The 26,259-nt window shown below is 66.1% G+C and carries 25 protein-coding genes; 16 read left to right on the top strand and 9 right to left on the bottom strand.

Translation table 11 applies throughout. The features are described 5' to 3' along the window. Positions 1–543 precede the first annotated feature (543 nt). From O6W96_RS17120 to O6W96_RS17075, 10 genes are all read left to right on the top strand, one after another. The gene (locus tag O6W96_RS17120; protein ID WP_353470671.1) at positions 544–1,422 is read left to right on the top strand and encodes a hypothetical protein; all 879 of its coding nucleotides are present in this window, start codon (positions 544–546) and stop codon (positions 1,420–1,422) included. A 72-nt stretch (positions 1,423–1,494) separates the two neighbouring features. After that, entirely contained in the window at positions 1,495–2,628 is a 1,134-nt protein-coding gene (locus O6W96_RS17115) for a phosphotransferase family protein (protein ID WP_353470670.1), read from the top strand. Beyond that, on the top strand, positions 2,625–3,623 hold the full coding sequence (locus O6W96_RS17110) for a T3SS effector HopA1 family protein (RefSeq protein WP_353470669.1): 999 nt from the start codon (positions 2,625–2,627) through the stop codon (positions 3,621–3,623). Before O6W96_RS17115 ends, O6W96_RS17110 begins: the two co-directional genes overlap by 4 nt. A gap of 2 nt (positions 3,624–3,625) precedes the next feature. Next, positions 3,626–4,975 (top strand): lanthionine synthetase LanC family protein, encoded by a 1,350-nt coding sequence (locus tag O6W96_RS17105; protein WP_353470668.1) that lies wholly within the window; start codon positions 3,626–3,628, stop codon positions 4,973–4,975. Between the two features lie 93 nt (positions 4,976–5,068). Further along, the gene (locus tag O6W96_RS17100; RefSeq protein ID WP_353470821.1) at positions 5,069–5,719 is read left to right on the top strand and encodes a PepSY-associated TM helix domain-containing protein; all 651 of its coding nucleotides are present in this window, start codon (positions 5,069–5,071) and stop codon (positions 5,717–5,719) included. Positions 5,720–5,730: 11 nt separating this feature from the next. After that, a complete protein-coding gene (locus tag O6W96_RS17095) occupies positions 5,731–6,225 on the top strand; it encodes a DUF2271 domain-containing protein (protein WP_353470667.1) in 495 nt (164 codons plus the stop codon). A gap of 10 nt (positions 6,226–6,235) precedes the next feature. Beyond that, positions 6,236–7,075: a DUF4198 domain-containing protein gene (locus O6W96_RS17090; RefSeq protein ID WP_353470666.1), complete on the top strand. Its 840-nt coding sequence runs from the start codon at positions 6,236–6,238 to the stop codon at positions 7,073–7,075. 25 nt (positions 7,076–7,100) lie between these two features. Beyond that, positions 7,101–8,075, top strand: a complete 975-nt coding sequence (locus tag O6W96_RS17085) for an FAD:protein FMN transferase (protein WP_353470665.1) — start codon at positions 7,101–7,103, stop codon at positions 8,073–8,075. Positions 8,076–8,277: 202 nt separating this feature from the next. Then, positions 8,278–9,039, top strand: coding sequence for an NUDIX hydrolase (locus O6W96_RS17080; protein ID WP_353470664.1), 762 nt, complete (start codon positions 8,278–8,280; stop codon positions 9,037–9,039). Position 9,040: 1 nt separating this feature from the next. Further along, entirely contained in the window at positions 9,041–9,769 is a 729-nt protein-coding gene (locus O6W96_RS17075; RefSeq protein WP_353470663.1) for an extensin-like domain-containing protein, read from the top strand. A gap of 163 nt (positions 9,770–9,932) precedes the next feature. Here O6W96_RS17075 and O6W96_RS17070 read toward each other — a convergent pair whose 3' ends face one another. From O6W96_RS17070 to O6W96_RS17055, 4 genes are all read right to left on the bottom strand, one after another. Next, positions 9,933–10,487: a hypothetical protein gene (locus tag O6W96_RS17070; protein ID WP_056065323.1), complete on the bottom strand. Its 555-nt coding sequence runs from the start codon at positions 10,485–10,487 to the stop codon at positions 9,933–9,935. Between the two features lie 236 nt (positions 10,488–10,723). After that, positions 10,724–11,023: a hypothetical protein gene (locus tag O6W96_RS17065; RefSeq protein WP_056051272.1), complete on the bottom strand. Its 300-nt coding sequence runs from the start codon at positions 11,021–11,023 to the stop codon at positions 10,724–10,726. Positions 11,024–11,104: 81 nt separating this feature from the next. Further along, a complete protein-coding gene (locus O6W96_RS17060; RefSeq protein ID WP_353470662.1) occupies positions 11,105–11,884 on the bottom strand; it encodes a transglutaminase-like domain-containing protein in 780 nt (259 codons plus the stop codon). 88 nt (positions 11,885–11,972) lie between these two features. Next, positions 11,973–12,722: a Bax inhibitor-1/YccA family protein gene (locus tag O6W96_RS17055; protein ID WP_056065328.1), complete on the bottom strand. Its 750-nt coding sequence runs from the start codon at positions 12,720–12,722 to the stop codon at positions 11,973–11,975. A gap of 122 nt (positions 12,723–12,844) precedes the next feature. Here O6W96_RS17055 and thpR point away from each other — a divergent pair, with 122 nt between their 5' ends. After that, a complete protein-coding gene (thpR, locus tag O6W96_RS17050) occupies positions 12,845–13,402 on the top strand; it encodes an RNA 2',3'-cyclic phosphodiesterase (protein WP_353470661.1) in 558 nt (185 codons plus the stop codon). Positions 13,403–13,446: 44 nt separating this feature from the next. After that, complete coding sequence (locus O6W96_RS17045; protein ID WP_353470660.1) at positions 13,447–13,983, top strand: superoxide dismutase family protein; 537 nt, start codon at positions 13,447–13,449, stop codon at positions 13,981–13,983. Positions 13,984–14,464: 481 nt separating this feature from the next. On the opposite strand, the gene O6W96_RS17040 is transcribed toward O6W96_RS17045, so the two are convergent. The 3 genes from O6W96_RS17040 to O6W96_RS17030 all read right to left on the bottom strand — a co-directional run bounded on the left by O6W96_RS17040 (position 14,465) and on the right by O6W96_RS17030 (position 18,245). Next, entirely contained in the window at positions 14,465–16,033 is a 1,569-nt protein-coding gene (locus O6W96_RS17040) for a spinster family MFS transporter (RefSeq protein WP_353470659.1), read from the bottom strand. Positions 16,034–16,167: 134 nt separating this feature from the next. Further along, positions 16,168–17,037 carry a hypothetical protein gene (locus O6W96_RS17035; protein ID WP_353470658.1) on the bottom strand — a complete coding sequence of 290 codons (870 nt, stop codon included), beginning with the start codon at positions 17,035–17,037 and terminating at the stop codon, positions 16,168–16,170. After that, positions 17,037–18,245, bottom strand: a complete 1,209-nt coding sequence (locus tag O6W96_RS17030; RefSeq protein WP_353470820.1) for a TIGR04063 family PEP-CTERM/XrtA system glycosyltransferase — start codon at positions 18,243–18,245, stop codon at positions 17,037–17,039. The genes O6W96_RS17035 and O6W96_RS17030 overlap by 1 nt, the downstream gene beginning before the upstream one ends. A 98-nt stretch (positions 18,246–18,343) precedes the next feature. Between O6W96_RS17030 and O6W96_RS17025 the strand changes: the two genes are divergently transcribed. Next, positions 18,344–18,496: a hypothetical protein gene (locus tag O6W96_RS17025; RefSeq protein ID WP_353470657.1), complete on the top strand. Its 153-nt coding sequence runs from the start codon at positions 18,344–18,346 to the stop codon at positions 18,494–18,496. After that, a complete protein-coding gene (locus tag O6W96_RS17020) occupies positions 18,489–19,829 on the top strand; it encodes a putative O-glycosylation ligase, exosortase A system-associated (protein WP_353470656.1) in 1,341 nt (446 codons plus the stop codon). Before O6W96_RS17025 ends, O6W96_RS17020 begins: the two co-directional genes overlap by 8 nt. 21 nt (positions 19,830–19,850) lie before the next feature. On the opposite strand, the gene O6W96_RS17015 is transcribed toward O6W96_RS17020, so the two are convergent. Beyond that, positions 19,851–20,414, bottom strand: coding sequence for a type 1 glutamine amidotransferase domain-containing protein (locus O6W96_RS17015; RefSeq protein ID WP_056065353.1), 564 nt, complete (start codon positions 20,412–20,414; stop codon positions 19,851–19,853). A 193-nt stretch (positions 20,415–20,607) separates the two neighbouring features. Here O6W96_RS17015 and O6W96_RS17010 point away from each other — a divergent pair, with 193 nt between their 5' ends. Both O6W96_RS17010 and O6W96_RS17005 read left to right on the top strand, forming a co-directional pair. Next, positions 20,608–21,579, top strand: coding sequence for a DNA topoisomerase IB (locus tag O6W96_RS17010; RefSeq protein WP_353470819.1), 972 nt, complete (start codon positions 20,608–20,610; stop codon positions 21,577–21,579). 11 nt (positions 21,580–21,590) lie between these two features. Beyond that, positions 21,591–22,763, top strand: coding sequence for a mechanosensitive ion channel family protein (locus O6W96_RS17005; protein ID WP_353470655.1), 1,173 nt, complete (start codon positions 21,591–21,593; stop codon positions 22,761–22,763). A 351-nt stretch (positions 22,764–23,114) separates the two neighbouring features. Here the strand turns inward: O6W96_RS17005 and putA are convergent, their stop codons facing one another. Further along, positions 23,115–26,162 (bottom strand): bifunctional proline dehydrogenase/L-glutamate gamma-semialdehyde dehydrogenase PutA, encoded by a 3,048-nt coding sequence (gene putA, locus O6W96_RS17000; RefSeq protein ID WP_435372242.1) that lies wholly within the window; start codon positions 26,160–26,162, stop codon positions 23,115–23,117. Between the last annotated feature and the right edge of the window lie 97 nt (positions 26,163–26,259).

The following is a 26,259-nucleotide window of genomic DNA, read 5'->3' as shown; positions in this document are numbered from 1 at the left end:
GCGCGATACCGCCACCCCTGCCCCCACAATCAGGGCCAGTTCGTGGCGTGAGCGCTTGGCACCACCGATCTCAATTCTGAAACTCTTCCTTGTCGATCAAGCATAGCCGACTGCACTTACGACAGAACTTGTCCATCTCGGATGCTTTGCACCAAATAAAATCGAATTTGGTTCAATTGCCAATTGCGGCCAAATCCCAATCGGATCATGAAGCTGCAAGGTCAATAATCTTCGAACAACATTTTTCGATTCATTGACGACTGATTAACTAAAACTCAGTCTACCTAATTGTGATTGTAGTCAAGAGCCAACTTTTACTCTTGAATTCTATCCAGAAGATCAGTGCACCAATACGTGCTGCTGGTTGCGGCGACCTGTGCCTTGGCAAAACAGCCCCCACGATCGCCTCATCGCTCCGGATATTCCGGAAACATAGGAGAAGGCGCTATGAATGGTTATGCTCAGAACTATCTCGGTGGCTCCGTTCAGCAACGGTATGGCGGCGGCAGCCCCGGGGTCGGTTGCCCGATAATAACGACTACGATGGTTTGCACGATCGGCGTGGACACGGCGGCCGGCGTGGGAGCCGGCGCTCCAGGCTGCAAGGATGTGATGTGGACGGCAGGCTGTACCTTCGCCGGCCAGCAGGCGGCAGTTGCGGATTGTGGTAACGTACTGACCACGCTCGTCTGTACGCTCGGTGCGCCGCAAGCCGCACCCTCACCCAAGGGTGCAGTCGATTGCGTACAAATCGCGATGAGCTTTGGCTGCACATTCCAGGGCGGACAAGGTGTCGGGAAGCAGGCGGCCGGCTATGGCGCGGCCTGTGGCAACGTGCTCACCACGCTGGCCTGCACGCTCGATACCCAAGCACCCGCAGCCGGTGACGCTATGTGCGTCACGTTGGTCACCGCACGTCCGACCTGGTGCGTGCCGGTACCCGCAGGCGTCGGCAGCGACGCACAGGCAGCGGATTGCAAGCATGTCATGTGGACAGCGGGCTGCACGTTCGCGGGACAGCAGCAGAACGCCGTGGGATGCGCCGAGCTGGTTACCACGACGCTCTGCACGCTGGCTGGGGCACAGCCAGCCGAGGCGTTGGATTGCGGCAACGTGCTGACGACGCTGGCCTGCACGCTGGGTGACGAACAGACCGGCGCGCTGGGTGCGGCACCCGGATGCAAGGACGTGCTGTGGACTGCAGGGTGCACGTTCCAGGCCGCCGAATCGGTTGCGGATTGCGGGCATGTCCTGACGACGCTCGCCTGCACGTTGGTCGCGGTTCCCGAGGAGAACGTCACGGCGACGGATTGCAAGCACGTGATGTGGACGGCGGGTTGCACCTTTGCGGGTCAGCCGCAGGCGCCCGAGGTCGAGCTCGACTGCAAGCACGTGATGTGGTCGGCGGGCTGCACCTTCTGATCGATACTCGAAAGCCGCCGGCCCTCAAGGGTCGGCGGTTCTTCGCGATTTCCCTCGCATATGGCAGGCCGCATGGACCCGATCGTCACCCGCAATCTCATCCGCTACCTGACAGGCAAAGGCCTGATCGATCGCGCCGGGATCGTCGATGGCGGCATGGTCCTGACGATGAGCCGCAGCCGCAACCGGTTCGTGATGCTCAAGCAGCGAAACGGCCCGGCGTATTTCATCAAGCAGGCGATCGAGACCGAGCCCGGTACGCGCGAGACGATCGCGCGCGAAGCAGAGGTCTATCGCGGCGCGTTCGGCGACGACCGCCTGCGCCCGCTGCGCGATCTGCTGCCGCAGTTCCGGCTCTACGACGCCGAGCAGGGCATCTTGATCAACGATCTGATCCCGGACAGCGAGACGCTGACCGCGGTTCACCGCAAGCTCGGAACCTGCCCTGTCGACCTTGCCGCACGACTGGGGTCCGCCTTGTCCGCCTATCACGCGATCCGCTTCGTCGAGGGCGCACCGCAAGCCGCGCTGTTCCCGCAGCAGTCGCCCTGGATCCTTCGGCTCCACGGCGAGGCGGATGTCAGCGGCATGCGGCGCAGTCCGGCGGCATCGGCGCTGCTCGACATATTGCTATCGGCGCCAGGCGCAGGTGCAATGCTCGGCGAACTGCGCGAGGGGTGGAAACGCGATACGCTGATCCATACCGACATGCGGTGGGAAAACTGCCTGCTCGCCCCGAAGGGCGAGGCGCTGGCCGATCGACAACTCTACATTATCGACTGGGAACTGGCGGATATCGGCGACGCGGCCTGGGACGTCGGCAGCATGCTGCAATCCTATCTCGCCTTCTGGATCGGCTCGATGCCTGCCGGATCAGACCCCGCTGCGCTGTTCGCGCGTGCGACCGTGCCCCTCGCGTTTGTCCAGCCCGCGATCGCGGCCTTCTGGACCGCGTACATCACCGCCAGCGATACCTATCGGGGCGACGCACCGGGCTTCCTGAAACGCTGCATCGGCATGTTGGCCGCTCGCATGATGGTGACCGCGTTCGAACGCAGCGCCTGGAGCCAGACGACCGATCCGATCGCCATTCTCCTCGCCCAAACCGCGCTGAACATCCTCGCCGACCCGGACCGCGTGGCGGAGGAATTGCTCGGCATCGGCGATCCGACGCCTCGCGCGATCAACCAGGCAATCGCGGCGTGACCGGTACCGCAAGCGAACTCGCCCCCTTCGTCGCGGCGCTGCGGATCGGCGACGACGGTGCGATCCTGCTCGATGACGTTGCGGTCGGGCGAGTGAGCGGCGCAGCGACCGAAGACGCGTTGGCGACAGCGCTGATGCCAGTGGTCTACGAGCATGCCTATGCGCGAGTATTTCCCAGGGACGATGCCGTCGCCTCGGTCGAACCCGCCGACCTTACCGCCGCCTTGGAACATGCCAATACCAGCCGATCACGTGCCGAGCAGGGATGGATTTTCAGCGGGAGCGACACGAATGGCAGTGTGCTGGCGACACGCCACGGCCGCACGCGCCGGTTCGTGCCCGGCCAGTTCATCGCAATCGATGGCGTCATGCCGATACCGAAGGGAAGCGCGTTGGCGGTGCAGATCCCCGGCGGATCGACCACCGCGCAGGCCGGTTTCTATTACGCGTTCGGCGAGGCGTTTCGCGACGTCAACGATCTTGCGCCGATCGTCCGCTTCTACTGGAACGTGCAGATCAGCGGCGCGGTCGATCTGGTGACCGGATTGACCGCCCTGCTCAACCGCTACCGGATACCGTTCGATTTCAAGATTGTCGTCCGCAGCGCCGATTACACCCGCCGCGACAACGCGGTGCTGTATATCGCGCAACCGCTGTTTCCGGCCGTATCGACGATACTCCTCGCGGCCTACCCCGCTTTCGCCGCGTTGCTCGACGACCCTGTGCCGCTGTTTGCGAGGCGCCTCGCGCCCGGGCTGGGCTTCGCCGAGGATCCAGGCAACCGCGAGAGCTTCGGCATGGCCCGCAGCCAGCTGGTCGCACAAGCGCTCGCCGCATCACGCGCCGATGACGGGTTCGCCGTGCCGAAGTTCGCCGATACGCTGACGGCAAAGATCGCGGAAGCAGGCCTGCGCGCAGACGCCTTATGGCTCAACGCCGGCTCCGACGATCAGTATGACGTTCCTCCGATGCTCTCGCAGCAGGCGATACAGTGATCATGAACCCCCTCTATCTCGAAACCGCCTTCGATATCGGCACCAAGCTTGCGCGTGACGCGGTGTGGCACGGCGTGCGCTGCAACTGGTTCGGTCCCATCCATGAGGATTTCATCGGCGCCCAGGTGCTCGGGTGCGGCACGATGGGTCCGACCCTGTACGACGGCACCGCGGGGATCGGCCTGTTCCTCGCACGGCTGCACCGGGCCACCGGCGATCCGCTCGCGGCGCGAACCGCGGCTGGCGCAATCGCACATGCGCTGGACCGTGCGGCGGATATCCCCGAAGCACTCCACCGCGGCTTCTACACCGGGTTTCTCGGGATCGGGTATGCGGCGATGCAGGCCGGTGCTGCAATCGACCGCGAAGACCTTGTCGCGCAAGGGCTCGCGATGGTCCACCGCGCAGTCGCGCTGTCGCCGGAGGGTCGCGTGGCGATCGACGTGATGTCCGGCAACGCAGGCGCGATACCCGTGCTGCTTGCCCTCGGTGTAGCGCATGATGCGCCTTCGCTCACCGATGCCGCGATCGTCGCCGGGGAACGCCTTCTCGACGCAGCGGAAACCAGCGACCGCGGCCTGTCCTGGAACGCGATGGGCGAGATGGCTGAACTGGTCGATATGTCCGGCCTGTCCGACGATCTGGTCGCCGACTTTCGCGCCCAACGCCGCCCCAATCTTACCGGGCTGTCGCACGGCGCGGGCGGCGTCGGCTGGGCGCTGCTCGAACTCGCCGCAGCAACCCAAGACGATCGGTTCGCCTCGGCAGGACGCGCTGCGTTCGCCTATGAAGACAGCTGGTTCGATACCGCGAGCGACCAGTGGCCGGACCTGCGCAGCCATGATCCAGGCAAGCCGCTCGGCGCCGCCCCCGCTGCCTGGTGCCATGGCGCGGTCGGCATCGGCCTTGCGCGCATGCGGGCGTTCGAGCTCACCGGCGACGCGACGATGCGTCCGGCGATCGAGTCCGCCTTGCGGATCTCCGCGCGATCGGTGATCGGCCAGCTCGCTCGCAGCAGCTGTAACTACTCGCTGTGCCACGGCGCGGCCGGCGACGCGGAGCTGTTCCTGAACTGGGCCGCAGTGAGCGGCGATGCCGAGGCGAGAACCCTCGTCGACGAGATCGCCCGGCACGGAATCGACACCTATGGCAGTCCCGGTCGCCCCTGGCCGTCGGGCACGCCCGGCGCCGGCGAGTCCCCCAGCCTGATGCTGGGTCTGGCCGGCACCGGTCACTTTTATCTCCGAGCGTTCGATGCCACGGTGACACCGTCGGTGCTGCTGCTGGCGCCATCGTCGGTAAATCGCGTCGTCGCGCAGTCGGACACTCGAGCGCCAGCGTTTGCCAACTAACCGCTACCAAAGTTTCTGCTAACAATTCTCAATAGCCTTGATCTACATTCTCGAAAACGATAGGCGGTGGCGGTGACCACGCCACACTCTCTCATGTCCCAAGGGTCTACTCGACCGGCCGTTACCGCCAAGCGCAAACGCACGTGGCGAAGCTGGTGGCTCAAGCAATTGCACAGCTGGCACTGGATCAGCGCGGCGCTGTCCCTGACTGCGATGCTGCTGTTCGCGATTACCGGCATCACGCTCAATCACGCGGCATCGATTGGTGCCAAACCGATCGTCGTGGAGAAAAGCAGGATGCTACCACGGTCGCTGCTCCACATGCTGAGCGCACCGCATACCGCCGATGCGCCGCTCCCCGTTCCCGTGGCCAAGGCGGTCTCAACCGCGGTCGGGCTCGATCCCGCCGGCAAGCCCGTCGAATGGTCCGACAGCGACGCCTATGTCGCGCTGCCCCGACCCGGCGGCGACGGCTGGGTCAGCATCGCACGCGCGACCGGCGCGATCACCGCCGAAACCACCGATCGCGGCTGGATCTCGTACCTGAACGACCTGCATAAGGGTCGCAACGCGGGCGCGGCGTGGTTCTGGTTCATCGATATCTTCGCCGGCGCGTGCATCCTGTTTACGCTTACCGGGCTGCTGTTGCTGCAACTCCACGCGCGGCACCGGCCCTCGACCTGGCCGATCGTCGCGGCCGGGCTCGCGCTTCCCGTCTTGCTCGCCATCCTGTTCATCCATTGAGGGGTTTCGCCATGCGTCCTACCGCGTTCCTGTTGCTCGGCGGGGCGATCGCCGCGCCTGCCCTGTTGTCGCCTGCGGTTGCAGCGCCGCCCGGTGCCGTGACGATCACGATCCCGCGGCTCGACGTCGCGGAATATCATCGTCCCTATGTCGCGGTATGGCTGGAGCCGGTCGGTGGCGGCGCGCCGCGCACGCTGGCGGTCTGGTATGATCTCAAGAAGCGCGGCAACGATCCCGGCACCAAATGGCTCGCGGACCTGCGCGCGTGGTGGCGCAAGGGTGGCCGCAGCATGACGATGCCCGCCGACGGCGTCAGCGGCGCGACGCGGACGCCGGGCCAGTACACCATTCCGCTGCCCGCAGACGTCAAGTCTGGCCAATACGTCCTCAACGTCGAGGCTGCGCGCGAAACCGGCGGTCGCGAACTCGTCTCCATACCGCTTACTGCCGGAGCCCGTACCACGGGGAAGACCGAGCTCGGCGCCGTCGCCATCTCCACCCGCTAAGGATCACAGCATGAAGCCTTTCGCCATACGCCTGATGGCCGCCGCTGCGCTGTTGTCGATCCCCGCCGCGCTGTCGGCGCACCGCATGTGGCTGCTGCCGTCCGCCACCGTGTTCTCGGGGACCGATGGCTGGGTGACGGTCGATGCCGCCGTCTCGAACGACCTGTTCTTCTTCGATCACCAGCCGCTACGTCTCGACGGCATGAAGGTGTGGCAGCCCGACGGCAGCGAAGGCGCACTGCAGAACGGCGCGACCGGGCGCTATCGCTCGGTGTTCGACGTGAAGCTCGACAAGCCCGGCACGTGGAAAATCGGCACGCAGATGTCCGCGGTCATGGGCAGCTTCAAGGTCGACGGCGTCGAGAAGCGTCTCGGCGGTCGTCGCGGTCCGCCGCAGCCGAACGCCCCCGCCCCGTTGACCGTCGCCGACATCCCCGCCAACGCGACCGACGTGAAGGTCACCGAGGTGTCGGGCCGTAACGAAATCTTCGTGACCGCGGGCGCGCCGACCACCACCGTGTTCAAGACGACCGGCAAGGGCCTTGAGTTCGCACCGATCACGCACCCCGACGAACTGGTCGCGGGCGAGACCGCGAAGTTCCGCTTCCTGGTCGACAGCAAACCCGCTGCCGGCCTGAAGGTCACGGTGATCCCCGGCGGCAAGCGTTATCGCAACGACGAAGGCGCACGCGAGCTGACCACTGGCGCTGACGGCGTGCTCAGCGTTTCTTGGCCGACCGCCGGGATGTACTGGCTCAACGCGACGCTGACCGACGCCAAGGCGACCACGCCGCGCGCGACCGAGCGGCGGATGAGCTACGTCACGACACTCGAAGTGCTCACGCCCTGAGGCGTTCGGCCGTGAGTTTAGCGGCATGAGGATCGCGCTGCCACCGACGATCGACGCCGCGGCGTTCGGGGCGCGCGATCCGTCGGCGGTGGTGCTCGATCTCCACGGCGCGACCATGGGGACGTCGTGGAGCGCGCGCTTCGCTGCGCCCGCCGGTACCGACCCGTCGCCGATCCAGTCCGCGATCGTCGCACGACTAGCCGGGCTGGTCGGAGAGATGAGCCACTGGGCACCGAACTCGCTCCTGTCCCGCTTCAACCGGTCGCCGAGCGGCACCTGGACGACGCTCCCACCCGACTTCGCACACGTCATGACGCGCGGCCTCGCGATCGCCGAGGTAACCGGCGGCGCGTTCGATCCGACGATCGGCAAGCTCGTCGATGCCTGGGGTTTCGGCCCCGTCCCCGTCGCGTGCCCCCCAAGCACTGCCGAAATCGAAAAAGCGCGCGCGACATCGGGTTGGTCCCGGCTCTCGTTCGCCGCCACCGGCGCCCACCTCCGCCAACCCGGCGGCACCGCGCTCGACCTTTCGGGGATCGCCAAGGGCCACGCGGTCGACACCATCGCCGACCTCTTGCACGACGCCGGCATCCCGAACGCACTGGTCGAGATCGGCGGCGAACTCGCCGGTCGCGGGATCAAGCCGGACGGCGATCCCTGGTGGGTCGACCTCGAGAGCCCCCCAGGGCTGACACTCCCCCCGCTCCGGATCGCGCTGCACGGCCAAGCGGTAGCGACCTCCGGCGACTACCGCCGCGGCGCGCACACGCTAGATCCACGCACCGGACGCCCGATCGACACCGGCGTCGTTTCCGCCAGCGTCATCCACGAGACCGCGCTCGAAGCCGACGCTTGGGCAACCGCACTCACCGTGCTGGGGCCGCTAGAGGGCATCGAGCTCGCAAACGCCAACGGCATCGCCGCCCGCCTCGTCACCGAGATCGACGGCACCGCGCAGGAGTACCTGTCGCCTGCCCTGGCGGCGATGCTCGAAGACTGACCACCACCGTCATTCCCACGGAGGCGGAAACCCATATCGGCAAACCTCACGATACGATCATGAACTTTCCGAGGGTAAGCATTTCCGTCCGCGCAGCGACCATGCCTGCGCAAGACCAGCCTTCGCAAAGTTGGGACGCAGGAGCATGTCCGCTCCACCCCACGACGCTACCCGATCCCGCCCTCGCGCGTTACCAAAGCCAATGACCGACGCGCTTCCCCCCGCCATCCCCGCCGCGACGCTCGTCATCTTCCGCGACACGCCAGGCGGCCCGCCCGAACTGCTGATGGTCGAGCGGGCCAAGGCGATGGCGTTCGCGGGCGGCGCACTGGTATTCCCCGGCGGCCGCGTCGATCCCGGCGACCATGCGCTGGCAGCTCTGCTCGGCCACCCCGACGACGAAACCGCCGCGCGTATCGCCGCGATCCGCGAAACGATCGAGGAAGCCGGCCTGCCGATCGGCCTGTCACCGATGCCCTCCATACAGGACTTCGAGCAGTTGCGCGCCGCCCTTCACGCCGGAACCGCGTTCGGTGAAGCGTTGGCGGGCGCAGACACGTCCCTCGATCTCGATGCGCTGGAATATTTCGCCCGCTGGCGACCAGCACACGCCCATGCGCGCATCTTCGACGCGCGCTTCTATCTCGCCCGCCTGCCCGCCGACGCCCCCGCGGCGCGGGTCGACGAGACCGAAAACGTCCGTTTGTTCTGGGCCACCGCCGCGCACGTTCTCGCCGAGACCGATGCCGGACGCGCGACGATCATCTTCCCGACCTGCCGCAATCTCGAACGCCTCGCGCAGTTCGCCGATTTCGACGCCGCGGTCGCTGACGCGCGCGCGCATCCGATCCGCACTGTCACGCCGTGGACCGAGATACGCGATGGCGTCGAGCATCTCTGCATCCCCGACGACCTCGGCTATCCGATAACGTCGGAGCCGATGTCGGACGCGGTGCGCGGCTGACATGCGCGCGGTGCGGAGGACGATCGGGTGGCTGGTGGCGCTGGTCGTCATCGCCACGTTGGCGCTGATGCTGTGGGCGAGCCTTCGTGGACGGCCGCAGGACGTGCCTTGGGCGCCGCTTGACCTTGGCCAGCCGGTCGGCCTGTTCACGGGCCGCAAGCTGACCGCGCTGACCGAAGATTTCCCGCAATGCCGCGCGCTGCTCGACCGCGCCGGCGTCCACTACACCGTCCTGCAGCCGCGCAAGCGCGACGGGCAATGCGGCTATGCAGACGGCGTGCGTCTAACCGGCGGTGCTCGAAAGATCGCCTTCGCACCTGCCGGGTTGGGCGTCGCCTGTCCGGTCGCCGCGGCACTAGCGATGTGGGAATGGGACATCGTCCAGCCTGCCGCCGAACGGCACTTCGGCGCACGCGTCGCGTTGATCGATCATTTCGGCAGCTATAGTTGCCGCCGCATCGCCGGCAGCCATTCGAGCAACTGGAGCGAACACTCGACCGCCGACGCGGTCGACATCGCCGGTTTCCGCCTGACCGACGGCACCCGCATCACCGTAGCGCGAGACTGGAAAGGCGACGATCCCAAAGCCGCATTCCTCCGCGACGTCCGCGACGGCGCATGCCAGCTGTACGCGACGACGCTGTCCCCCGACTACAACGCCGCGCATGCCGACCACCTGCATCTCGACCAGGCTAACCGTGGGTCGATGGGATGGCGTGCGTGTCGGTGATCCGATCCCCCTCGTTACCCCTCCCCCGGCGAAGGCCGGGGTCCAATTGGGAGACCTGGCTAAGCGAAGGGGTGCGCATCGTTACTGCGACCTCTCCAATTGGGCCCCGGCCTTCGCCGGGGTGGATAACGCCCTGACAGTCCGCCTCGCTACCCGCGAGATTTCAGCTCGCCAAGGTCGTCCCCGAATCCACCTTCTCGACCCAATACGGAAAGAACGCCGGCTGCCGGTTCGACCAGCCCGACGCGGTCGCCGCCGCCTCGCTGATCGACTGGAGCAGCTTCCGCCGCAGCTCCGGATGCAGATGCGGGAGCGCCGCCGCCGCGCAGAACGCCGATGGTAGCCAAGGCCGAACCTCAGCGCCGATCAACCGCTCGTACAGGAACCGCAACGCCGAGAAACTCGTCAGCCGCCCCTGCCCCAGGTCGAACGCGACCAACGTCATCAGCGGCGCCAGGAACGGCTCGATCGCATCCAGACCGCTATCGTCCGGCACCATCGCGCGCAGATCGGGAAGGTTGTTATAGAGCCGCGCCTGCGCCCGGATGCTTGCCGCCTCGACTACGTCGCGCGACCAGCGCTGCATCGCGTCCTCACGGTCCAGGCCCACATCGAGCGAACGCCGGATATACCGCTGCGTCGAACTCGGAAAAGCCGCGAATTCCTTCATCTCGGCGAGGGTCATAGACCCCTGTGCCGGTTTCATTCTGGAAGCCATGTCGTCACCCCGCTCTCGTCAAGGAACCGGCAGACTATGCGCTCGGATGGTTAACAACGACCCTATCGCGCGTCATCTTTCCGTAACACCAAGCGACCATGAAAGCTGTTGCGCTGCAACAAGGCTGCGACGAACCGAACGAAACTAAGCGATTTGATCGTCTTGCGCGGCGTTTGGGCAACAAAAAAGCGCCGGTCGTTGCCAACCGACGCCCGTTCGTTGAGCAGATGCGAGGGTTACGCCTGCTTTTCGCGCAGCGCCCGCTCGGCATCCTCGTCATAGCCCGACGACTTCGCCGGCTCGGTGCCCGACCCCGGCTGCGTCGCTGAAATCGGATCGCTGCCGTCCATCGACTCGTCGAGCCCGTTGTCGAGCCGTGCGTCGGCGCTGTCGGGATTCTTCTGCAGGCGCTTGCCGATCGACTTGTCCTGGCCCGCTTCCTGGCGCGGATCGCGACCCGAACTCTTGCCCTCGGCGTCCTTGTCGTCGGGCGCTACGGACAGGCTATCCAGCGCGCTCTTGTCTATGTCGGTCATTGCGACGTCCCTTTTTAATCTTGGCGATGACCAACGGTCGAAGTGCGCTTTGTTTCCCCGCGAAGGGCCCCGGGAAGCGGCTCAATCCAGCGGCGTAACCTTCACCGTCTGCTCCCACAGATACGCCTGCCCGAACACCGTCATGAACGCGATATCGGTCGCATCGCGCCCGACGCAGACCCGCGCGATATCGCTGCACGTCGCCATCTTCGTCGCATCGATCAACCGCCAGTCGCCTGCCAGCCACAGCTCCGCGACCGCATGGAAGTCGGGCGGATCGACGCCCGGCGCATAGGCCGACACGCACCGCGCCGGGATCCCGCCCGCCCGCGCGAGCGACACCAGCAGATGCGAATAATCCCGACACACCCCCGAGCGCGACGCAAACGTATCGAGCGCGGTCGTCTCGCCACTGCTCGATCCACAGCGATAGTCGAGCGACTGGTACACCCACTCGGTCAACGCCGCCGCCAGCGGACCGCCTTCCAGACCCCCGAACTCGCGCGCGACGAAGCCCTCGAACCGGTCCGACGGGCAATAGCGGCTCGGCATAAGATACGGCGTCAGCTCCCCGTCGAGCATCCGCGGTGGCGTTGCCGGGTACAGCTCGAGCTGCACCCGCTCGCGCTTCACCGCGACGATTGCCTTATACTCTGCCGTGAACCGCCCATGCCCACGCGACCAGCAACGTTGCCCGACCCCATCCTCGCCGCGCACGGCCCGGATCGGACTGTCGGACCACAAGGTAAGGGACTCGGACTCGATCGTCTGGTCGGCCATCGCCGCCGCTTCGATCTGGAGGAGCACGTCGGCATCCCCAGCGATCCCGTAATCCAGATGCACGTCGATCGAGAGCCGCATTGCGCGTCCCATTCCTGTCCCGAGGCCAAAAGAAAAGGGCCCGGCGGTGTCCCGCCGAGCCCTGCGTTCGTCACACCCTTAGCCGGAGTTAGTTGCGGCTGCTACCAAACAGACGCAGCACGAACATGAACATGTTGATGAAGTCGAGGTACAGGCTCAGCGCCGACATGATGACGACCTTGCCGACCATGTCCGTGCCAGCGACCTGCGCATACAGCGCCTTGGTACGCTGCGTGTCGTAGGCGGTGAGGCCCGCGAACAGCAGCACGCCGACGCCGCTGATGACCAACTGCATCACGCCCGACTGCAGGAACATGTTGATCAGGCTCGCGACCAGCAAGCCGACGACGCCGATGATCAGGAACGTCCCGAACGCCGACAGGTCGCGCTTGGTGGTGTAGCCGTACAGACTCAGACCAGCGAAACCGGCGGCAGTGGCGAAGAACGCACCCGCGATCGACGTGCCGCTATAGACCAAGAAGATGGTCGACATCGACAGGCCCATCAGGACGGCGAAGCCCCAGAAGAGCATCTGCATCGTGCCGGTCGACATCTTGTTCTGGCCATAGCTCATGCCGAACACGATCGCGAGCGGCGAGAACATGATGACGTACTTCAGGATGCCGCCGCTCATGAACACCTGTGCGGCAGGCGACTCTGCGCCGCCCCATGCGAACAGCATCGCGACGATGCCGGTCAACAGGACAGCCGAGCCCATGTAGTTATACACGGACAGCATGTACGACCGGAGACCAGCGTCATAGGCCTCGGTACGCTGGCCCGTGGCCGTCGTTCCGAACGGCGCGGCGCGGGGCCGGGGGTCAGACCAATTAGCCATGGTGAAATCAGCTCCTTTGTCCGGCATGGTGCCGGTTACGGTGGATATCGTCTTTTACAGGACGCTTTTCAAGCAGAGTGGTTGCATCCGCGCCCCGGATGGCGGCTAACATCGGTCAATATATGATCCGCCTGTTCGTCGCCCTCCGCCCGCCGCCCGCTATCCGTCGGGAGTTGCTCGACATCATGGAGGGCGTCCCCGCCGCGCGCTGGCAGGACGACGAGCAACTGCATGTGACGCTGCGGTTCATCGGCGAGGTCGAGCGGCCCGTCGCCGAGGATGTCGCCGTCGCCTTGAGCCAAATCGTCGCGCCGGCGCCCACCGTATCGCTCGCCGGCGTCTGGCGGTTCGAGAAGCGCGGGCGGACCGACACCTTGTGGGCGGGCGTGGCCCCGCACGACGCGCTTGCGGCACTGCACCGCAAGGTCGACCAGGCCTGCGTTCGCGCCGGGCTCGAACCCGAGCGCCGCGCTTACCTCCCGCACATCACCGTCGCGCGGCTGGCGCGGTCGGCGGGTACTGGCTTTGCGATCGAGGAATGGCTGGCGATCCATGCGGGGCTCATGAGCGCCCCCTTCCCGCTGAGCCATCTCGTCCTGTACCAGAGCCATCTCGGACGCGACGGCGCGACCTACGAACCGGTCGCGCGCTGGGCACTCGACACCGGGGGCGGAACCTGAGCGGTGCCGGGGGGTTCGCCAAGATATCAACAGGGAGAGACGACATGCGGATTGCGACACTGGCGCTACTCGGCGCCGCGACGATGGGCCTCAGCGCCTGCGAGAAGACCGGCATGGACACCGGGACGCCGATGGCCGGTGGCCAGCGTGCTACGGCAATGCTCCACACCGCCGACGGCACCGACGTCGGCCGCGCGACCGCGACCGAAGTCGCCGGCGGCATCCGCTTCACGCTCGATGCCAAGGCGATGCCGCCCGGCACGCACGGCGCGCACATCCACACCGCCGGTCGCTGCGACGCCCCGGACTTCGCGACCGCGGGCGGCCACTGGAACCCGACCGGGATGAAGCACGGCAGCATGAACCCCCAGGGGCCGCACGAGGGCGACCTGCCCAACCTGATCATCGGCACCGACGGTCGCGGCACGATCGGGATCACGATTCCGGGCGCGACGATGGCTGGCTTGCTGGATGCGGACGGCGCCGCGTTCGTGGTGCACGCGGCACCGGACGACATGATGACCGACCCGTCGGGCAACAGCGGCGGACGGATCGCCTGCGGCGTGTTCCAGGCGGGGTGAGTGAGGTCGCCCCTCCTTCGTTCGGGAGGGGCATACCTCCGCAGCCTGATAGCGGCATCGCGGCCTTGGCCTGTTGCCCCCGCCCGTTCGTGCTAAGTAGAGACCGAGTAGACGCCGAAGGCGGCGTACAGAGGGCTCGTATCGAAGCACAGATCCCCCGCGCCAACCTGTCCTTCGATACGCCATCTCGATACGCTGCTGACGCACCTACTCGACGGCTACTCAGGACGAACGGAAAAGAGGGCAATTCGCGATATCCCTGCCCGGCTCCGGACCCGACGCCGACCGCTCATTCCTATTCCGCTCCTCTTCCGCTCCTATCCCGTTCGTCCTGAGCGAAGTCGAAGAACATGTCCCCAAGCGCAGGTGCTTCGACTTCGCTCAGCACGAACGGGTTGGGGGCGGGCTCAGGCTCACGGTCCCGCTGGGACTAGGGCACAAACTCGGCACTTGCCCGAGGTTCTGAGTCCAAGCCCAAACCCTAAGCCGCCTCCCCAGCCGCCCTTGCCCGCTCCTCCCGCGTCGCCTCGGCTCGCGGCGCCAACCGATACGCTGCCACCGCGCACGCCAAGGTAATCGGCGTCACCACCAGCAATGACAGCATCCCGATCGACAGGCTCCCGGTCAGCGTCGACACCCGCCCCGCCATGTACGGCCCAAGCGCCAACCCGATCAGCGTCGTCCCGATGAAGAACGTCGCCGTCGCCGTCCCCCGCATCCGCGGCAACACCATGTCCTGCGTCGTCGCCGCCGCCGCCCCCAGCGCACACGACGCGGTCAACTGCGCGAGGAAAATGCCGGCATAGAACGCGGTCGGCGACGATGCGGTAAAGGCGAGGATCAGGAACGGCACCGGCACCACCGCACCGAATATCACCACCCACAACCGCCCCGCCGGGTTACCTTGCCGCAACCGATCCGACACCACCCCGCCGATCGTCAGCCCCAGGAAGCCAGCGGTCGCGCCAAGGCTGCCGATCATGAACCCCGCCGACGCCGGCGTCGCACCAAGCTCGCGCAACGCATAAGGCGCCGCCCAGAAGCTCGCCGCATAGCTGAGAAACGCATTCAGCCCGTAGGCGACGACCGTGCACAGGAACGCCGGCGTCCCGACGATCAGCGCGAAGGTCGGCGGATCGCGGCGCTTCAACGCCGACGCCCACGAGAACACCGCATACACGCCGATCCCGATCGCCACCCATTGCGGCCACGGCTCGCCGACCGCGATCAGCCCCGACACCGCCGCGACCACCACCGCCAGCGCGAGCAGGTTATACCCAAGCGCCCGAGCGCCGCCCATCGCCGCGCCGATCAACGTCAGCGGCGGCACGATCGTCACCAGCTCGGCGCCGAACGCCCGGAATGGCGTGGGGTGCTTCTCCGGTTCGGGCAAACCCTCGACCAGCCCACGGATCGGCTCCTTCAACGTCGCGATCCAGACGGCGAGCAACAGCCCCGGCACGCCGACCGCCATGAACGCCGCCTGCCAGCCGACCAGCCCGAGCGGTCCGCCGCCCGGATAGGCCTTGTTCCAGCCCTGCACGATCAGCCCGCCGATAAACAACGAACAGCCGCCGCCGACGTAGAGCCCTGCGGAGTAGATCGACAGCGCGGTCGCACGCAGCCGCTTCGGAAAATAGTCGGAGATGATCGAGTATGCCGAAGGACTCGCCGTCGCCTCGCCGATCCCGACGCCGATCCGCGCGGCGGCAAGATGCCCGCTGGTCTTCGAAAAGCCCGACAGCGCGGTCATCACAGACCATAGCGACAGTCCGATCGTCATCAGCCTGACGCGGTGCCAATTGTCCGCCAGCCGCCCGAGTGGAATCCCGAACAGCGAATAGAACACACCGAATGCGGTGCCGTACAGGAACCCGAGATCCTGATCCTTGAGCCCCAGGTCGCGCTTGATGTCCTCCGCCAGGATCGAGATGATCTGCCGGTCGACGAAGTTCAGGACATAGACGAGAAACAGGATCGACAGCACGTACCAGGCATAGCGCGACGCGCCTTTTTCCGGCTCGCCAGCTATGGTTTCGGCGTTCGCCATTGACCCCTCCTCGATGTTTTCGAGCTATGGGTATCAGGCAGCCTTGAATAGGCGAAGCCCTTTCGGTGGGGTCGGGTACGGCAGAGCATCCTGCGACCATCCCCCTCGCCGGGTGAGGATCAAACGGTCGCGCGTCAGTGCGATCCGATACGCCCCCGCTTCAGTGCACCCTGTTCGAGCCGCAGGAGCAGCGCCTCGATCGTCGGCGGCGTGCTCTGTTCGGCGGGCGGTCGGGCGGGCCGGGCAATCGGTGTCGGTGCGACCATCTCGGGTATCGGGTCGGGCGTCGTCTCGCGCACGGCTTCGTATGCCTGGTCGGGCGCGGCCGTCTCCGGCGCAATCTCGGGCGCAGTCTCCGGCCTGATTTCGATCGCCGCCTCGACCGGAAGCTCGACCGGCTTGGGCGCCGGCGCGGTCACGAACGTCGACGGTTCGGCCGATCGCGGCATGTCCACCACCGGCGCGATCATCGGCTGCGCCAACGGCGAGACCGGGCGTACCGGCGCCATCGGCACCGGCAGGATCGCCTTCGGATCGAACGCCGCGAGCGGCAGGTCGAGATCGGCCGGGATGGTCCGCTCGTCACGCACGCCCCCGCTGCCGCCAACCCCCACTTCCATCATCGGCGTACCGAGATCGGCCGCCGACATCGGCTTGCGCGGCGGTGCATCGGGATGCGCGTCGGCGCGGCGGATTACCGGCATGCCGTCTTCGCGCGGCGTGCGCTTGGCGAGCATCCCGCCGGGCCCAAACAGCAGGAACAGCGACGACCAGAGCAGTGCCCCGACCAGCAATCCGCTACCCAGCGCCAGCAACACCCGCGCCGTCATTCCGAGCGGCGGCGACGCGGCGGGCACCAGTGCAGCGACGCCCGTCGTCCACACCAGGCCCTCGAGCGTCTCGATCGACAACAATGCGACGATCACAGCCATGAGTACGCCGCCCGTCACCGCGCCGTACAAGGGCAGCGCTCGGATCAGGTTCTGGCGGATATGCGCGACCATCAATTTTCCCGTGCGGCGGCCGCGATCAGCCGTCCATAAAGAGGATCATAACGCCGAATGTTTGACGACCAGTTACGCTCTTCCTTGACGAACGCACGCCCCCGCGCCCGCCGCTCGTCCCAGCCCGATCGATCCGCGAACATCCCCGCCAGCGCGGTCGCGATCGCGGCCGGATCGTCCGGCGGAAAAAGCGTTCCGGTATCGCCGTCGCGGATCAGTTCGCGGTGCCCGCCGACATCGGACGCCGCCACCAGCCGCCCCTGCGCCATCGCCTCCAGCGGTTTCAGCGGCGTGACGAGATCGGTCAGCCGCATGCGCTTGCGGGGGTAAGCAAGGATATCGACCAGCCCGTAATAGCGCTCGACCTCCTGATGCGGCACGCGCCCGACGAAGTGGATCGCGTCGGTCGCGGGCGACGCCGCCGCCTGCGCGCGCAACGCCGCCTCCATCGGCCCGCCGCCGACCAGCACCAGCCGCGCGTTGGGACGCGCCGCAACCAGCGCCGGCATCGCCGCGATCAGGTCATCGAGCCCTTCGTAATCGTAGAAGCTGCCGATGAACCCGACGACGTCCGCGCCATCTAGCCCGAGTTCGGCCCCCAACGCGTCGTCGCGCGGCGGCGCGGTCCCGAACAGGTCGAGATCGACGCCGTTGGGCGATACCATGATCTTGTCCGCCGCGATTCCCCGCTCGATCAGGTCGCCGCGCAGGCCCTCGCAGATCACCGCCACGGCATCCGCCCGCCGCACCGCCCACGTTTCCAGCGTGCGCGTCGCCCGGTAGCGCAGCGACGTCGCCGTCCCCGTGCCGTTGCCGACCGCAGCGTCCTCCCAGAACGCGCGGATCTCGTACACCAACGGCAGCTTCCGCCTGCGCGCGACGATCAGCGCGGCCAGCGCGTCGATCACCGGCGAATGCGCATGGAGGATGTCGGGCTTGAAGGCATCGACCGCCGCCTCGATCCGCTTGGCGAACGCAGCGATTCCCACAACCTCGCCGACCGGACCCGGGTTCACCCCTGCCGTCGTGCGGTGAAAGGTCAGCCCGTCGACAGATTCCACCGAGGCAGGCGCAACGCCGTGACGCGGGCCGGTCACCGCAGCGACGCTCCACCCCAGACCCTCCTGCGCCTTGAGGATAGCCCGGGTGCGGAACGTGTAGCCGCTCTGCAGCGGCAGGCCGTGATCGAGGATATGAAGAATACGCATCGTCGACGCCATCTGCCACAGATCGCTTAACGGCGCGTCAACCGACTATGGCTACGCACGAATCTCGAGACGCTTTCGCAGCAAAGGAGGCCGCACCCATGATCGACAATCTCGCGCTCGGCCTCAGCCACGGGCTGATGATGCTCGCCGCGTTCCTGCTACTCAAGCGTCCCGATCTCGATCGCGAGCCGAGCCCGCACGACGCACCCGACAAGAAGCAAGCCCCTACCGAGAAACGACGCGATGCGTGATCTCGCGTTCATCGCCTTCCTGATCGCGTTCTTCACGATGGGGTTCAAGCGGCCGTTCCTGCTCGTGCTCGTCTATGTCTATATCGACATCGTCTCGCCGCAACGGCTGACCTATCTGCTGCTTAATACCGTCCCCATCTCGCTGATCGCGGTCGCGCTGGCGGTCGGCGGCTGGATCCTCGCCGACGACAAGCGCGATACGCGGGTCGGCGCACGGCAGGTGCTGATCGTGCTGCTCATGCTCTATTGCTGGGTGACGACGATCGGCGCGGATTTTCCGGTCGAGGCAAAGGAGAAATGGGACTGGGTCTGGAAGACGCTGATCTTCGCGGCGTTCCTGCCGCTGACGCTGCGCACGCGGCTGCGGATCGAATCGCTGCTGCTGTTCATGATCCTTTCGGCCGCGTCGATCATCATCGTCGGCGGGATCAAGACGATCGCTAGCGGCGGCGGCGGCTACGGCCAGTTGAACCTCATGGTCGACAATAATTCGGGGCTGTACGAGGGCAGCACGATCAGCGCCGTCGCGATCGCGATCATCCCGTTGATCTTCTGGTTCATGGTCCACGGCACGATCTTCAAGCCCGACTGGCGCGTGAAGGGCTTCTGCCTCGCGCTGGTGTTCGCGTGCCTGCTGATCCCGGTCGGCACCTCGACGCGGACCGGACTCGTGTGCATCGGCTTGCTGGCGGTGCTGTCGGTACGCGCGGTGAAGCGCAAGGCGCTCTACCTCGCGGGGGTGGCAGCGCTTGGTCTGGCCGCGGTTCCATTCCTGCCCTCCGCGTTCACCGACCGGATGAACACCATCAAGACCTACGATGCGGACGAATCCGCTTCGACGCGGCTGGCGGTGTGGAAATGGACGATCGAATACGCCAAGACCCACCCGTTCGGTGGCGGCTTCGAGGCGTATCGTGGCAACCGCATCCGCTATGACCTGAAGAGCACCGGTGCCGCCTCCGCACCCGGCCCGCGGGTCGAAACCGACAAGGCCCGCGCGTTTCACAGCGCCTATTTCGAGATGCTCGGCGAACAGGGTTATCTGGGGCTCGCGCTATGGCTCGCGATCAATTTGATCGGCGTTTTCAGAATGGAGATTCTGCGTCGACGCTATGGCGACCCGGCCGGCGAATTCGCCTGGGCCGGGCCGCTCGCAGCCGCGCTTCAAAGCGGGCAGATCATCTACCTGTTCGGCGCGGCGTTCGTCGGCATCGCGTTCCAGCCGTTCGTCTACATGCTGATCGGCGCGCAGATCGGTCTGGACACGTATCTGACCCGCAAGCGCAGCGAACAGACCTTCCGCCCGATGCGCCGGGCACCCCCCTCCCGCTAACGAGAGGGGGGGCAGATAGCATCAGTCGACCGGCTCGTCGGCCAGTTCTTCTTCCAGCGCGTCGATGATCGCCTTGTTGAACGCAGGGATGTCATCCGGCTTGCGGCTCGTGATCAGATTGCCATCGACGACGACCTCCTCGTCCACCACATCCGCGCCCGCATTCTCCAGGTCCGTGCGGATCGACGGGAAGCTCGTCACGCGGCGTCCGTCGATCACGTCCGCCTCGGCGAGCAGCCACGGCGCATGGCAGATCGCGGCGATGATCTTGCCGTCCTCCATGAACTCGGTGATGATCTCGATCGCACGCTCTTCCTGACGCATCGTGTCCGGGTTGGCGACGCCGCCTGGCAGCACCAGCGCGTCGTAGTCGTCGGTATCGACCTCGTCGAGCGTCAGGTCGGGCGTCGCCGTCTCGGCTTTGTTGATGTCGCCCTTCATGCCCTGGATCGGGTCGGTCTTGATCGACGCGAGCGTCACTTTCGCGCCCGCCGCCTCCAGCGCCTTGCGCGGTTCGAACAGTTCGACGGTCTCGAAACCATCGGCAGCGAGCATCAATACGCGAGCTTGGGAAAGATCGGCCATGTCATGTCTCCAGTGAAATCCCGTGTCCCCTCAACCAAGCGCAGCCCGCCTCGTTCCGGAACGATGCGCCTTCCCGAACATTTGCAGAGATAGCCCGAAACTACCTGCCCCATGAGACCCTCGAGGGACCACCGCATTGCCCATCAAGATCGTGTATTCCGACGACTCCAAGCCCGGCATCACCCGCAAGAAGATGCGGAACGGCTGGGGCTATTGGGATGCGAAGGGCGGGCGCATCACCGACCGCGACGAGATCGACCGGCTGAACGCCGTCGGTCTGCCCCCCGCCTACCGCGACGCGTGGTTCTGCCCCAAGCCCAACGGCCATATCCAGGCGGTCGGTTGGGACGAGAAGGGGCGGAAACAATACCGCTATCACCTCGGCTTCCGCGAAGCACAGGAAGCCGCCAAGTACGAGCGTTGCGCCGACTTCGGCCACGCCCTCCCCAAGATCCGCAAGGCGGTCGAGGCCGACCTCCGCAAACGCTCGCTGACCCGCGAACGCGCGGTCGCCGCGGTCATCCGCCTGCTTGATGGCGGCCACATCCGCATCGGCAACGAAGCCTATGCCGAAGCGAACGAAAGCTTCGGCGCCACCACGCTCCGCAAGCGCCACGGCGAGGTGAAGGGCTCGACGCTGAAACTCCAGTACAAGGGTAAGTCCGGCAAGATGCGGACGCTCAAGATCACCGACCGCTCGCTCAGCAGTTTTGTCAAGAAATGCCAGGACCTCGACGAACAGCATCTGTTCGCATGGCTCGACGACGCCGGCGTCGCGCACCCGGTCACCTCGACCGACGTCAACTGCTACATCCGCGACGTCACCGGCACCGATTTCACCGCCAAGAACTTCCGCACCTGGGCCGCCAGCGTCGCCGCATTCGAGGCACTTGCGTCGGCCGAACGCGACCTGAGCCTCAAGTCGATGCTCGAGCCCGTCGTCGCGCGGCTCGGCAACACCCACGCGATCGCCCGCAAAAGCTATGTCCACCCCTCGCTGATCGCACTCGTGAAGACCGGTCAAAGTACCTTTCGCAAGGCGCTCCGCCTCCCCCGCGCCAAGCGCTACATGAGCCGCGAGGAATGTGGCCTGATCACCTTCCTCGAAGCCGGCACGCCCGCCGTTGCAACCCCCGCTGTTGCAACCATCGCAAAAGCGGCCTGACGAGTATCTCCATGTCCAACACTACCGCCCCCAAGCAGCCGATCTTCGACGCAGGCGACGTCGGCGACCAAGCCCAGGGCTTCGTCACCGCCAGCGTCGCCTGGATCCAAGCCTATTGGCTACAGATCCTGATCGCGTTCGGCATCGGCGCGGTCATCGTGATCGTCCTCCACACCGCACGCCGCTTCGGCGGCAAGCTCTGCGAACGCCCCCGCGCGCTCAACGGCTGGGGCATTGTCGTCGGCAAGGCGATCGCCCGGACCGGCAATTTCTTCATCGTCATGCTCGCCGCCAAGCTGGTCGCCGGCTACTCCGCCGCCCCGGGCGAAGTCGCGACGACGATCAACTTCCTCTTCACCGTCGCCACCGTGTTCCAGGCGGCCGTCTGGGTCCGCGAGATCATCCTCGGCGCGATCGAGCACCGCACGCAATCCGAACATTATTCGGGTGAAGCGCTGCTCTCGGCGATGGGCCTGATCCGCCTGCTCGTCACCTTCGTGGTGTTCGCGGTCGCGCTGGTGGTCGTGCTCGACAATCTCGGCGTGAACGTCACGGGCCTCGTCGCAGGGCTCGGCGTCGGCGGCATCGCGATCGGTCTGGCGGCACAGGGCATCTTCGCCGACCTGTTCGCCGCGCTCGCGATCATCTTCGACCGCCCGTTCCGCCGCGGCGACTCGATCAGCTACGACACCGCCTCGGGCAGCGTTGAGGCGATCGGCCTGAAATCCACGCGCATCCGCGGGATCGACGGCGAGGAGCGCGTGATCTCGAACAAGAACCTCCTAAACAAGGAGATCCTCAACAACACGCAGCGCAACCACCGCCGCGCGAAGTTCGTCATCGGCGTTACCTACTCCACGCCCCCCGAAGTCTGCTCGCGCATCCCGGCGATGCTGAAGGAGATCGTCGAAGCCAACGACAAGATCTTCACCCGGGCAGGCTTCACCGGCTTCGGCGCGTCGAGCCTCGATTTCGAGGTCCAGTTCGACAGCAAGGGGCCCGATTACGCGAGCTTCTACGACGGCCGCACCGCCGTCGGCATCGCAATCCTGAAGCGCTTCAACGACGAGAAGATCGAGATCGCCTTCCCGACCCAGGTGAATATGATGGCCGCACCGGATGGTTCGGTGGTGATGCCGTATCCCGAAGGGCGACGGTCCGAGGCGGAGGCACCGCCCGCCTGATTATCTACCCGTCCGCTCGACGCCTTCGGCTTCGGATATGTATGCGCCGGTTAGGGTAGCCCTACCCTACCTTGTTCTCCCGCGAAAGCGGGAGCCCAGTCTGGGTCCCCGCCTTCGCGGGGAAACAATGCTTGCTAGGGTAACGCGAAACCACAGCTCGCAGACGAACCCCGGCATGACGTGTCCACCGCCATCCCAGTCACCATCCCGGCGGAGGCCGGAGTCCAGTTGGCGAGGTTGCAGTAACGAAGCGCCACGGCCGTCAGCTTCGTCCCTCAATTGGACCCCGGCCTCCGCCGGGGTGGTGGTCTCTAAATAACCCGACCGGACGCCTGTTCGGTTGAAGCGAGACTAAATACCGCCCTCGTCCAGCGACAACAACGTCGCATTCCCGCCCGCACTCGTCGTATCCACCGAAACGGCCCGCTCCGCACAGAACCGATACAGATACCGCGGCCCGCCAGCCTTAGGCCCGGTCCCCGAAAGCCCCTCACCACCAAAAGGCTGAGACCCCACCACCGCCCCGATCATCGACCGGTTGATGTACAAATTCCCCACCGCAGCCTCAGCCTCGATCACCTCGGCCGCGCGCGCGATGCGGCTGTGCAGGCCCATCGTCAGGCCATAACCCTTGGCGTTGACCCGAGCGATTGTCTCGCTTAACTTCCCCGCCTCCCACGTCGCGACATGCAGAATGGGCCCGAACCACTCCTGGTTGAGATCCTCGATCGCCCCGATCCGAACCAGAGTCGGCGGCACGAAGAGCCCTTCTGTCGGCGCATCGAGCGTCTTGACGATCTTCGCCTTCACGCTCTCGCGATACGCCATCAGCCGGTCATACGCGGCCTGGTCGATCACCGGCCCAACATCGGTCGCGGGATCGCCCGAGCGCCCGATCCGCAGCGTCTCCATCGCTCCCGACAGCATCTCGATCACGCCGTCGGCGATATCCTCCTGCACCAGCAGCAGGCGCAACGCCGAGCAACGCTGTCCCGCCGACCGGAACGACGACGCGATCACGTCCGCCACCACCTGCTCGGGCAGCGCGGTGGAATCGACGATCATCGCATTGATCCCGCCAGTCTCCGCGATCAGAGGCACGATCGGCCGCGTCTCGTCGTCGAGTAGCGACCGCGCGATCTTCCGCGACGTCGCGGTCGACCCGGTGAACGCGACACCCTGGATCCGCACGTCCGCCGTCAGCGCCGCGCCAACCTCCGGCCCGCCGGTCACGAGCACCAGCGCATCGACCGGCACGCCAGCCTCATGCGCAAGCTCAACCGCACGCGCTGCGATCCGCGGCGTCTGCGGCGCTGGCTTGGCGACCACTGTGTTGCCGGTGACGAGCGCCGCCACCGTCTGCCCGAGGAAGATCGCAAGCGGGAAGTTCCACGGCGCGATCGTCGCCCAGACGCCGCGACCCTCGATATGCAGCGTGTTGCGCTCGCCCGTCGGCCCCGGCAGTTCGATCGGATGCAGGTTCAACCGCGCCTGCTGTGCATAGTACCGACAGAAATCGGCGGCTTCGCGCACCTCGCCAATCGCATCGCCAATCGTCTTGAACGCTTCCTGCACGCAGATCGCCATCAGCTCGTCGCGGTGCGTCTCGAGCAGGTCGGCGAGCCGTTCGAGGCAAGCCGCGCGCTCGTCGACCGGCGTGGTCGACCAAGCCGGGAATGCCGCATGCGCACGCTTGATAGCGGCCGCAACGGCATCCCGCTCCCGCATGCGGGAGGGGCTAGGGGTAGGCACGCGCTCACCACTGGCTGCAACGCTTGCGGCTGCCTGCTCATCACCAGCCGTAGCCGACGACGATAGCGCGGGCCCACCCCCGGCCCCTCCCGCATGCGGGAGGGGGGCATTAACGGCCTTCACCACCGCCTCAAGCGTCGCCACATCGCTTAAATCCAACCCAGCGGAATTCCGATGCCCCCCAGCCCCGAACAAATCCACCGGCAACGGAATGCTGGGATGCCGCTTCCCTCCGACCGCAGCGATCTTCGCCACAGGATCCGCCAAAATCTCAGCCTCGGTCAGCCGCTCATCCGCCAACTGGTGCACGAAGCTCGAATTCGCCCCATTCTCCAGCAACCGCCGAACCAGATACGCGAGCAGGTCCCGGTGCCCACCAACCGGCGCATAGACCCGGCAATGATAGCCGTTCTCCTGCACCAGCCGCTCGTACAGCCCGTCGCCCATCCCGTGCAGCCGCTGGAACTCGAAGTCGCGCGAGTTGCCCGCCCATTCCATGATCGTCGCGACCGTCAGCGCATTGTGGCTCGCGAACGCCGGCCGGATATTCTCGGCCGCCAGCATGTCCTTCGCCACGGCCAGGTACGACACGTCGGTCGCTGCCTTGCGCGTGAACAGCGGGTAATCCGCCAGCCCCTCGACCTGCGTGCGCTTGATCTCGCTATCCCAATACGCGCCCTTCACCAGCCGCACGTTCATCACGCGGTCCAGCCCGTTCGCCCATTCGATCACCGGCCGCGCTCGTTTGCCGTACGCCTGCACCGCCATGCCGAACCCGTCCCAGCCCTTCAGCGACGGCAGCCCGGCGACCGTGCCGATGATGTCGAGGCTCATCTCCAGCCTTTCGGATTCCTCCGCGTCGACGGTCAGCGCGATGCCCTTCGACGCCGCCTGCACCGCCAGCGCCTCCAGCATCTCGGTCAGCGCGGGCACGCATTCGCTCCACCGCGCCACCTCGTACCGCGGGTGCAGCGCCGACAGCTTGACCGAGATCGAGTGCCCCGCCGCCGGATCGCGCCCGACCGCATCGACCGCACCGACATACGCCTGGAAGTATCGCTGCGCATCGGCGTGCGTCCGCGCCGCCTCGCCGAGCATGTCGAAGCTCGCCGTGAAGCCCTTGTTCTCCGGGCGGCGCATCCGCTTCATCGCCTCGTCGATGGTGCGGCCCATCACGAAGATCTCGCCCATCATCTTCATCGCCGCGCCGACAGCCTGCCGCACGAACGGCTCGCCTGCGCGGCTGATCAGGCGCCGCAGCGGCCCGGTCGATCCCTCGCCGACCAGCACGCGGCCGACCACCAGTCCCCAGGTCGCCGAATTGACGAGCTTCGAATTCGACTTGCCCGCATGCGCGCGCCAATCGGCATCGCCCAGCTTGTCGGCGATCAGCAGATCCGCCGTCTCCGGATCGGGCACGCGCAGGAACGCCTCGGCCAGCGACAGCAACGCGACGCCTTCCGACGAATTCAGCCGATATTCCTGGAGGAACTGGTTCACCCAGCCCTTGCTCTGCGCCGCCCGCAGGTTCGCGAGCAGTCCGAGCGCATGCCCCATCACCCGCTCGCGCGAATCCGAATCGAGCGCGGCGCGGTCCAGCAACGGTTTTAGAACATCGGGTTCGCTCGCGCGGTACAGCTTTGCCATGATATCGCGGGCATTGGACGTTACGGCAGTCGACATTTTCCAGCTTCCGGTTGGGTGAGGCTTGCGATCCGCTCGCCTGTACGCCTAGAGACATTCC

The sequence above is a fragment of the Sphingomonas faeni genome, assembly GCF_040407495.1.
Classification (GTDB): domain Bacteria; phylum Pseudomonadota; class Alphaproteobacteria; order Sphingomonadales; family Sphingomonadaceae; genus Sphingomonas; species Sphingomonas faeni_D.
This window is presented reverse-complemented; position numbering and strand designations above follow the sequence as displayed.

Excerpts from the sequence above, each read along its gene's own strand:
- O6W96_RS17120 (WP_353470671.1), top strand. The coding sequence starts at position 544 with ATGGTTTGCACGATCGGCGTGGACACGGCGGCCGGCGTGGGAGCCGGC.
- O6W96_RS17115 (WP_353470670.1), top strand. The coding sequence starts at position 1,495 with ATGGACCCGATCGTCACCCGCAATCTCATCCGCTACCTGACAGGCAAA.
- O6W96_RS17105 (WP_353470668.1), top strand. The coding sequence starts at position 3,626 with ATGAACCCCCTCTATCTCGAAACCGCCTTCGATATCGGCACCAAGCTT.
- O6W96_RS17100 (WP_353470821.1), top strand. The coding sequence starts at position 5,069 with ATGTCCCAAGGGTCTACTCGACCGGCCGTTACCGCCAAGCGCAAACGC.
- O6W96_RS17095 (WP_353470667.1), top strand. The coding sequence starts at position 5,731 with ATGCGTCCTACCGCGTTCCTGTTGCTCGGCGGGGCGATCGCCGCGCCT.
- O6W96_RS17090 (WP_353470666.1), top strand. The coding sequence starts at position 6,236 with ATGAAGCCTTTCGCCATACGCCTGATGGCCGCCGCTGCGCTGTTGTCG.
- O6W96_RS17085 (WP_353470665.1), top strand. The coding sequence starts at position 7,101 with ATGAGGATCGCGCTGCCACCGACGATCGACGCCGCGGCGTTCGGGGCG.
- O6W96_RS17080 (WP_353470664.1), top strand. The coding sequence starts at position 8,278 with ATGACCGACGCGCTTCCCCCCGCCATCCCCGCCGCGACGCTCGTCATC.
- O6W96_RS17075 (WP_353470663.1), top strand. The coding sequence starts at position 9,041 with ATGCGCGCGGTGCGGAGGACGATCGGGTGGCTGGTGGCGCTGGTCGTC.
- O6W96_RS17070 (WP_056065323.1), bottom strand. The coding sequence starts at position 10,487 with ATGGCTTCCAGAATGAAACCGGCACAGGGGTCTATGACCCTCGCCGAG.
- O6W96_RS17065 (WP_056051272.1), bottom strand. The coding sequence starts at position 11,023 with ATGACCGACATAGACAAGAGCGCGCTGGATAGCCTGTCCGTAGCGCCC.
- O6W96_RS17060 (WP_353470662.1), bottom strand. The coding sequence starts at position 11,884 with ATGCGGCTCTCGATCGACGTGCATCTGGATTACGGGATCGCTGGGGAT.
- O6W96_RS17055 (WP_056065328.1), bottom strand. The coding sequence starts at position 12,722 with ATGGCTAATTGGTCTGACCCCCGGCCCCGCGCCGCGCCGTTCGGAACG.
- thpR (WP_353470661.1), top strand. The coding sequence starts at position 12,845 with ATGATCCGCCTGTTCGTCGCCCTCCGCCCGCCGCCCGCTATCCGTCGG.
- O6W96_RS17045 (WP_353470660.1), top strand. The coding sequence starts at position 13,447 with ATGCGGATTGCGACACTGGCGCTACTCGGCGCCGCGACGATGGGCCTC.
- O6W96_RS17040 (WP_353470659.1), bottom strand. The coding sequence starts at position 16,033 with ATGGCGAACGCCGAAACCATAGCTGGCGAGCCGGAAAAAGGCGCGTCG.
- O6W96_RS17035 (WP_353470658.1), bottom strand. The coding sequence starts at position 17,037 with ATGGTCGCGCATATCCGCCAGAACCTGATCCGAGCGCTGCCCTTGTAC.
- O6W96_RS17030 (WP_353470820.1), bottom strand. The coding sequence starts at position 18,245 with ATGCGTATTCTTCATATCCTCGATCACGGCCTGCCGCTGCAGAGCGGC.
- O6W96_RS17025 (WP_353470657.1), top strand. The coding sequence starts at position 18,344 with ATGATCGACAATCTCGCGCTCGGCCTCAGCCACGGGCTGATGATGCTC.
- O6W96_RS17020 (WP_353470656.1), top strand. The coding sequence starts at position 18,489 with ATGCGTGATCTCGCGTTCATCGCCTTCCTGATCGCGTTCTTCACGATG.
- O6W96_RS17015 (WP_056065353.1), bottom strand. The coding sequence starts at position 20,414 with ATGGCCGATCTTTCCCAAGCTCGCGTATTGATGCTCGCTGCCGATGGT.
- O6W96_RS17010 (WP_353470819.1), top strand. The coding sequence starts at position 20,608 with ATGCGGAACGGCTGGGGCTATTGGGATGCGAAGGGCGGGCGCATCACC.
- O6W96_RS17005 (WP_353470655.1), top strand. The coding sequence starts at position 21,591 with ATGTCCAACACTACCGCCCCCAAGCAGCCGATCTTCGACGCAGGCGAC.
- putA (WP_435372242.1), bottom strand. The coding sequence starts at position 26,162 with ATGGCAAAGCTGTACCGCGCGAGCGAACCCGATGTTCTAAAACCGTTG.